The sequence below is a fragment of the Antarctobacter heliothermus genome (assembly GCF_002237555.1).
In the GTDB taxonomy this organism is placed as follows: Bacteria; Pseudomonadota; Alphaproteobacteria; order Rhodobacterales; family Rhodobacteraceae; genus Antarctobacter; species Antarctobacter heliothermus_B.
The window spans coordinates 147,672-154,467 of sequence record NZ_CP022542.1; the positions used below are offsets into that span (position 1 = coordinate 147,672).

Sequence of the window (6,796 nt, forward strand, 5' to 3'; positions counted from 1 at the left end):
GTCTCGGCTGTTTCAAGCGGTTTGGACCGGATGAAGTGCGCATGATGTCGCCAGCCGGTCTCCCGGCGCATTGTGGGGGCGTCGGGGTTCGTGGGGTCACGAGCAGCAAACTCGGCTCTTGCGGCCTGACTTCCGCGCTCTGGATCACGCCGGCCAGGGGTTCAGGCGGCGTAGCTGGACTAGGCGACGCATATTGTAGGCCAGGTTCTTCATCCCGATCTTCGCCTTCGCCCGCACCAGGCCGATCATGCGCACCAGCGTGCCGCCCATGTCGTTGGCCTGTGCGCCGAAGACGCGCTCGACGCGCACGCGCACCGAGGATTTCGTCCGATTTCTGCCCTTGGCTTGTTCGGTTAGCGGCTTGCCGCGTTTACCTTTGCGGTGGCTGTGGCTCTTCAGCTTGCACGCGCGCAACTTTGCCTCCGTCTCCTCGGACCGATAGGCCGCATCCGCCCAGACCCCGGAGCCGGTATTTCCCCGCATCAGCAGGTGATCCACAGCCTGGCTGTCCGCTGCCCGGCAATGGTTTGTTTGCAAACCATGAGAGGGGTGCTGGGCCGCATCTCTGACGTGGTAGCGCCGGACCAGTTTGTGCTGGCGATCCACGTTCACGTGGTTCTTGTAGCCGTAGTAGGATTTTCCGTGATTCTTGGTCCAGCGCGCGTCAGTATCCTTCTGCGAGCGCTTGGCGGGCTTGTCAGCCCAGTCCTCGGGCGCCTCGCCGTTCTTGATCGCCGCGTTCTCGTCGCGTGTGTTATGGTTGCGCGGCACCGGCACGATGGACGCATCCAGGATCTGGCCGCCCCGCGCGATATATCCCTGCCGCGCCAGATGGCCGTCGAAGTTCTTGAAAAGGGTCCCCACCATGCCCGCCTGCGCCAGCGCCTCGCGATAAAGCCACACGGTCTTGGCGTCGGGCACCCGGTCCCTCCTGGCCGAGCCCAAGGAACCGCATGAACGACAGTCGGTCGCGCACTTGATACTCGACCTGGTCGTCGGAAAGGTTGTAGAGCGCGCCGAGCACCAGCGTCTCGAACATCATAACCGCGTCCATCGGCCTGCGCCCGACCCGCGACTTGCGCTCCGCCTCCGGCTCGCGCCATGCCCGTTCCAGCGTCGGGCGGAATTCTTCCCAGGGCACGACGGCATCAATCTCGACCAACGGGTCCTTCTTGGCGTCCAGGCTCGCGTAGCAGTCTGAAAGATCAAAGAAACCCATCTGCGCCATCGTCACACCCCAAGTCGAAAAATGCCCTCTGCTTCATACCGCAGCGGCCCGGTCAGGGCAATTTTTCGAGGTAACCATGTATAACCGCCCCATGCGCAAGTGGTAATTTTGGAGTTGGATTTTGACGCATCATCGGGTGCTGACATGTATCCGGCCTCTGATGCAGCGATATACGGCGGATTCAACCGGTCGTCGCAACACGCCGTTTTAGGAGGTGTAGATGACAAAACCAGGCAGACGAAAGTCCGAACGTTCGACCTGACCTGTTCGGCAGGAAACCTGAGACCTTCGCCGGCGGCGTATCCGGCCGCGACTAGGTCCGACCGCGAAACTCGACGGCTACGTCGCGCATGGTACTGAACACGGCGCCGCGTTCCTGGAGCGCGTGGATCAGTTTCTCGAGCATCAGCATCCGGTGGCCGCGTCCGACGACATAGGGATGGAACGTGTAGGTCAGTACGCCCCAGTCGGTATTCCGCGTCATGAACTCGAAATCGGCGACGAAGTTCTCCAGCACCAGACGGGCATTCGACAGGCCCGGCATCAGGCTCGTTGCGGTGCGCATGAACTCGAAATGCGGGAAGTCGTCCAGCGACCAGCTGATCGGCATCTCGACCAGCGACGTGGTCTCGCCGAATGTCACCGGGCCGTCATCGGGCACCACGTCACCGCGGCGGGCGAAATATGGCATGTGATCGTGGCCCATCAGGCTGCTTTCATAGTCGAACCCGTGCTTCAGAAGAAGATCCACCGTCACGTCGCTCAGGTCCCACGAGGGTGAACGATACCCCCTTGGCCGGCTGCCGGTGACCTCCTCGATCAGATCGGACGCGCGAACCAGCCCGTCTTCCTCTTCCTGCGGCGTGAGGTTGGCTGGCGGCACGTGGGTGTATCCGTGATTCCCGATCTCGTGCCCCGCGGCATGAATTCGGGCGCAATGGTCGCGATAGGTCTCGATCACGGTGCCCGGAACGAAGAACGAGGCAGGCAGGCGATAGCGTTCAAGCAGGGGCAACAGCCGTTCGACCACGGTCATAGCACCGAATTCGCCGCGCGAGACCGGCGTCGGCGATTTCATTCCGCGGGCGACAAGACCCGACATCGCGTCGAAGTCAAAGGTGAGGCAGACGAGATGGCGAGGCATGGGAGGCTCCGTTCGTTGGTTCTGATAGACGGGTCCGCGTCAGGCGGTCATGGTGATGATGGTCCTGCCCAGTATGCTGGTACGCTGCAACAGGCTCGGCATTTCGATATACTCGTCCGGACTGTGGTAATTGCCCCCGACAGGGCCGGTTCCGCAGAGCGTGGCCGCTCCGGTTTCGGCGGCAAACCCGGAATCGGCGCCGCCGAGCGTATAGACGCCTTTGATATCGACACCCTCGGACTGCGCCCCGGCCCGGTAGGTTTCAAACAGGGCGCGCGAGCCTTCGGACTGCGCGAATGGAGGAAACTCGCCTTTAACCACGTACTCGGTACTGGTGCCGGGCAGATAACTGCTCTGCAGGATGTGCTCGATCTCCTGCATCAGGGGTGCCCTGTCGAAAGGGTCGGCATAGCGTACATCGAAGACGGCCGTGGCGTCCGGCGCGACCGTGTTCGCCGACTGGCCGCCGCTGGCAAGCCCGACATTCACGCTGATGTTGCGGGACATGTCCGTCAGGGCGTGCAGCCGGATGATCTTTTCCGCAAGTTCCTGCAGCGCGCTGCGGCCAGCCTGGATGTTGGCTCCGGAATGGGCGGCGCGTCCGGTGATCTTAAGATGCACGAACAGACAGGCCCGCCGGCCGGTGACCACCTCGCCGCCGGGACGTCCCGGTTCGGCGTTGAACACGGCGCGCGCCCCGCGCGCCTCTGCCCGGATGATATCCTTGGATGCGGGAGAGCCGATTTCCTCGTCGCCGGTAAAAAGCCCCGCGACCGGCACCGCAAGATCGCCGCGGCGGGCTAGGGCGGCAAGAACGAAACAGTTCATCACCAGTCCGGCCTTCATGTCGGCGACGCCGGGACCGTAGGCGCGTCCGTCGCGGATGGTGAAGGGGCGACGGCTGGCCTCGCCCTTGGGAAAGACGGTGTCGCAATGACCGCTCAGCAGAACGGCCCCCGTATTGGCACGCGGACCGATGCGGGCCCTCAGAACGTTGCCGTTCCGCTCCTGCGGCAACGTATCGGTGGCGATGCCGTGTGACGTCAGAAAATCGTCCAAGGTAGCGACGACGCGATCGATTCCGGGCTTGTCGTGACTGCCGCTATCGATGTCGACGATCCGCCCCAGAAGGTTGGCCATCGCTGTCTCCTGGCCCGCGAGCCAATCGGTCACCTCGCGAGCGGCCTGTTCGCTGTCTTGCATGTCCGGTTCCGTACTTGATCGTTGAGCCCGGCCGCGATCGGTCGCGGCCGGGCGGGATGCGCGCAACGCTTACCGTTATCCGTTACTGGCTCAGATCGGTTTCCTTGGCGACGTTCAGCCAGTAGTCGATCATTTCCTTGGCTTCGGCGTCGTGTTCTTCCGGCGTGCTGGCCACGGGTTGATAGCCTGCGTTCGAAAGCTTCTCGGCCACATCGGGCATGTTCATGACCTCGCGCACGGCGTCGGCCACGACAGTGCGAACTTCCAGCGGAGTACCAGCAGGAGCCAGAATGCCCCAGACGCTGGTGATGGTGACGCCGGGCAGACCGTCGGCTTCAAGCGTCGGAACACCGGGCAATGCAGGGTGTTCCTTCGATCCGGTCAGCCCGATGGCCCGAACCCCCCCGGCCTCGATCTGCGGACCGGACGAGCTGATGCCGCCCATGTGCATCTGCACGTGTCCGCCGAGAACGGCGTTCAGCGCCGGCCCGGACGAGGCATAGGCGACGGGGGTGATATCGGTTCCTGCAGCGATGTTGAACTGGATACCTGCTAGGTGGGTCGAAGCGCCGATGCCGCCATGCGAGAAGGTCAGCTGCCCTGGATTGGCCTTGGCGTATTCGACCAGTTCCCTGGTATTCTTTGCGGGTACGTCCGGATGGATAACCAGCACGACCGGCGAACGCGCCAGCCGGGTCACGCCGACGAAATCGTTGACCGGATCATAAGGAAGGTCCTTGATGATGGCCGGGTTCTGATAGAAGGCATTGTCGGAAAGATAGAGCGTGTAACCATCCGGCTCGGCGCGCGAGACCAGTTCGGTGCCGACAACTGCCGAGGGATCCGGGCGGTTGTCGATGACGACCGGCACGCCGAGCTTTTCGCTCAGCGGCTCCTGCAGAATGCGGATGATGTTGTCCGACCCGCCGCCCGGCGCACGCGGCACCACGATGGTGATGTCGTCGGCAGGATAGTCCTGCGCCGCGGCCGGCGTGACGAATGCGGCCGTTCCGGCGACAATGGCGCCGGCCAGTGCGAAAGTACTGAGTCTGAAGGTTGTCATCTTACCTCTCCGTTTTCTTTCCTGTTACCGATGCGTGCGCGCCGATCTTATGGGACGCCCGTCAAGGCGGCCAGCCGATGTCCATACGCAGTCTTCTGTCGGGCATTCGAACCGGGGTCTCAGGATTTCTGAAGCGCCGGCGAGTCCGCACCGCATCACATAGTGATAGACAGAACTGCATAATGATATTATGCGTGCCTTTTAACAGGTGTCAACAATAACAGACGCAATGGCGGAGCGCTTGGGACCGATGATCAGGCATTGTGCAATTCGGCACGGCGATCGGCGAGCAGAGGGCTCTCGCGGATGATCGCGGTGCTGCTGGCGGTGATGGCGCCGATATTCATGGTGGCGGCCATAGGATATGGCTGGATTCGCATGGGGCAGCCGTTCGACAACCACTTCGTCACCGCTCTGGTCGCCTATGTGGGAACGCCCTGCCTGCTGCTTCGGACCTTCAATCAGGGGGCGATCGGGCTGGATGACTTCGGCTCGATGCTGGTGGCGGCGGTCGCCCTGCTGGTGGCGCTGAGTCTGGCCGGACTGTTGCTGCTTCCGCGCCTCGGATTGCCGATACGCGACTATCTGCCCGTCCTGATGTTCCCCAATGTCGCCAACATGGGCCTGCCAGTCGTTCTGTTTGCCTACGGACAGGACGCGCTGGCTTTGGCGATGGTCGTGTGGGTCGTCCAAGTGATAGCCCACAATACCATCGGCATCGCGATTCACAGTGGCACCGCCAGGGCCGGAACGCTGCTCCGGTTGCCGGTAGTCTACGCCTTGGCGCTGGGTCTGACCATAGTGGCAACCGGAATTCATCTGCCACTCTGGATCACACGCGCCGTCGATCTGATGGGAAATCTGACGATCCCGCTGATGCTAATGGCGCTGGGGGCATCCATTGCGCGGCTGTCGGTCCACCGACTGGGGCGAAGCGTACTGGCCTCGGGATTGCGGATAGCCGGCGGCGCGGCATGCGCCATGCTGGTTGCTTGGGCGATGGGCCTGGACGACTTGGCACGCGGTGTACTGATCCTGCAGGGCTCAATGCCCGTAGCGGTGCTGAGCTACATCTATTCCGAGCGCTTCGGCCACTCGGGGGACGAGATCGCCGGCGCGGTGGTAGTCTCGACCGTCGCCAGTCTCTTCACGGTGCCCCTGCTGGTCGGTCTTCTCGCGGTCTGAGCGACGTCGGAAAGGCGGGTACAGCAGCCTAAACAGGGCATCGGTTACTTCGATCGTCGTTGCCGCACCACCCATGTCGGGGGTAAGCGTGGTCCCGGACCGGCAGAAGTCTTCGATCGCCTCCATCAACGCCGCAACGGCCTGGGTCTCGCCCAGAAAGTCAAGCAAAATCGGCGCCAACCAGAAGGTGGCGATAGGATTGGCGAGGCCCCTGCCCGCGATATCCCGCGCAGAACCGTGGACCGGTTCGACCATCGAGGGGTGCCCGCGTTCGGGGTTGATGTTGACCGATGGCGTCCACGCAGGCCAGGTCGAGACCCGACAGGATGTCGCCGAAAAGGTTCGACGCGACGACGACGAACCAGTCCGGGTGCTGAACGAAATGCGCCGTGAGAATGTCGATATGATACTGATCGGTCCTGACTTCCGGATACCCCGCCGCAACGGCCGCAACGCGCTCGTCCCAGAACGGCGTGGTATAGTTGATTCCGTTCAATTTGGTGGCCAAGGTCAGATGCTTCCCGCGCGATTGCGCGAGGTCGAACGCATAGCGCAGGATCCGGTCGGTGCCATGCCGCGTGAACACGGTTTCCTGCACCGCCATCTCGCGCTCTGTTCCGGCGTAAAGCCGGTCGCCGACCTCCGAATACTCGCCTTCCGTATTCTCGCGCACGACGAAGAAGTCGATTTCGCCGGCCGACCGCCCCGCCGCCGCCGTGGTGACGCCGAGCGACAGTCGAACCAAGCGAAGGTTCACATACTGGTCGAAACGCCGCCGGATCGGGATGAGCAGACCCTAGAGCGACACGTGGTCGGGCACACCCGACCAACCGACAGCGCCGGGAAAGATGGCGCCCTGTGTTTGCGGACGGGCGGCGATAGTTGACACACCGACTCCTGCATGAAAGTGTATCACACATAGATGTACGAAATCACAATATGATATGTCGGCCCAATCTTCCACACTTGGCCG

At 62.6% G+C, this 6,796-nt stretch carries 4 protein-coding genes and 2 pseudogenes; 1 reads left to right on the forward strand and 5 read right to left on the reverse strand.

The features are described from left to right. Window positions 1–144: 144 nt before the first annotated feature. From ANTHELSMS3_RS24990 to ANTHELSMS3_RS25005, 4 genes and pseudogenes are all read right to left on the reverse strand, one after another. Window positions 145–1,228: pseudogene (locus ANTHELSMS3_RS24990) on the reverse strand (IS5 family transposase). A gap of 313 nt (window positions 1,229–1,541) precedes the next feature. After that, a complete protein-coding gene (locus ANTHELSMS3_RS24995) occupies window positions 1,542–2,372 on the reverse strand; it encodes a polysaccharide deacetylase family protein (RefSeq protein ID WP_094037724.1) in 831 nt (276 codons plus the stop codon). Between the two features lie 39 nt (window positions 2,373–2,411). After that, the gene (locus tag ANTHELSMS3_RS25000) at window positions 2,412–3,575 is read right to left on the reverse strand and encodes a M20 family metallopeptidase (protein WP_094037725.1); all 1,164 of its coding nucleotides are present in this window, start codon (window positions 3,573–3,575) and stop codon (window positions 2,412–2,414) included. Between the two features lie 82 nt (window positions 3,576–3,657). Further along, complete coding sequence (locus tag ANTHELSMS3_RS25005) at window positions 3,658–4,638, reverse strand: Bug family tripartite tricarboxylate transporter substrate binding protein (RefSeq protein ID WP_094037726.1); 981 nt, start codon at window positions 4,636–4,638, stop codon at window positions 3,658–3,660. Between the two features lie 306 nt (window positions 4,639–4,944). Between ANTHELSMS3_RS25005 and ANTHELSMS3_RS25010 the strand changes: the two genes are divergently transcribed. Continuing rightward, on the forward strand, window positions 4,945–5,823 hold the full coding sequence (locus ANTHELSMS3_RS25010; RefSeq protein ID WP_094037727.1) for an AEC family transporter: 879 nt from the start codon (window positions 4,945–4,947) through the stop codon (window positions 5,821–5,823). Window positions 5,824–5,844: 21 nt separating this feature from the next. Here the strand turns inward: ANTHELSMS3_RS25010 and ANTHELSMS3_RS25880 are convergent. Beyond that, window positions 5,845–6,676: pseudogene (locus ANTHELSMS3_RS25880) on the reverse strand (isocitrate/isopropylmalate family dehydrogenase); the annotation flags it as partial. Window positions 6,677–6,796: the final 120 nt, after the last annotated feature.

What these genes read in the sequence shown, in the direction of transcription:
- ANTHELSMS3_RS24995 (WP_094037724.1), bottom strand. Translation starts at nt 2,372, where the DNA reads ATGCCTCGCCATCTCGTCTGCCTCACCTTTGACTTCGACGCGATGTCG.
- ANTHELSMS3_RS25000 (WP_094037725.1), bottom strand. Translation starts at nt 3,575, where the DNA reads ATGCAAGACAGCGAACAGGCCGCTCGCGAGGTGACCGATTGGCTCGCG.
- ANTHELSMS3_RS25005 (WP_094037726.1), bottom strand. Translation starts at nt 4,638, where the DNA reads ATGACAACCTTCAGACTCAGTACTTTCGCACTGGCCGGCGCCATTGTC.
- ANTHELSMS3_RS25010 (WP_094037727.1), top strand. Translation starts at nt 4,945, where the DNA reads ATGATCGCGGTGCTGCTGGCGGTGATGGCGCCGATATTCATGGTGGCG.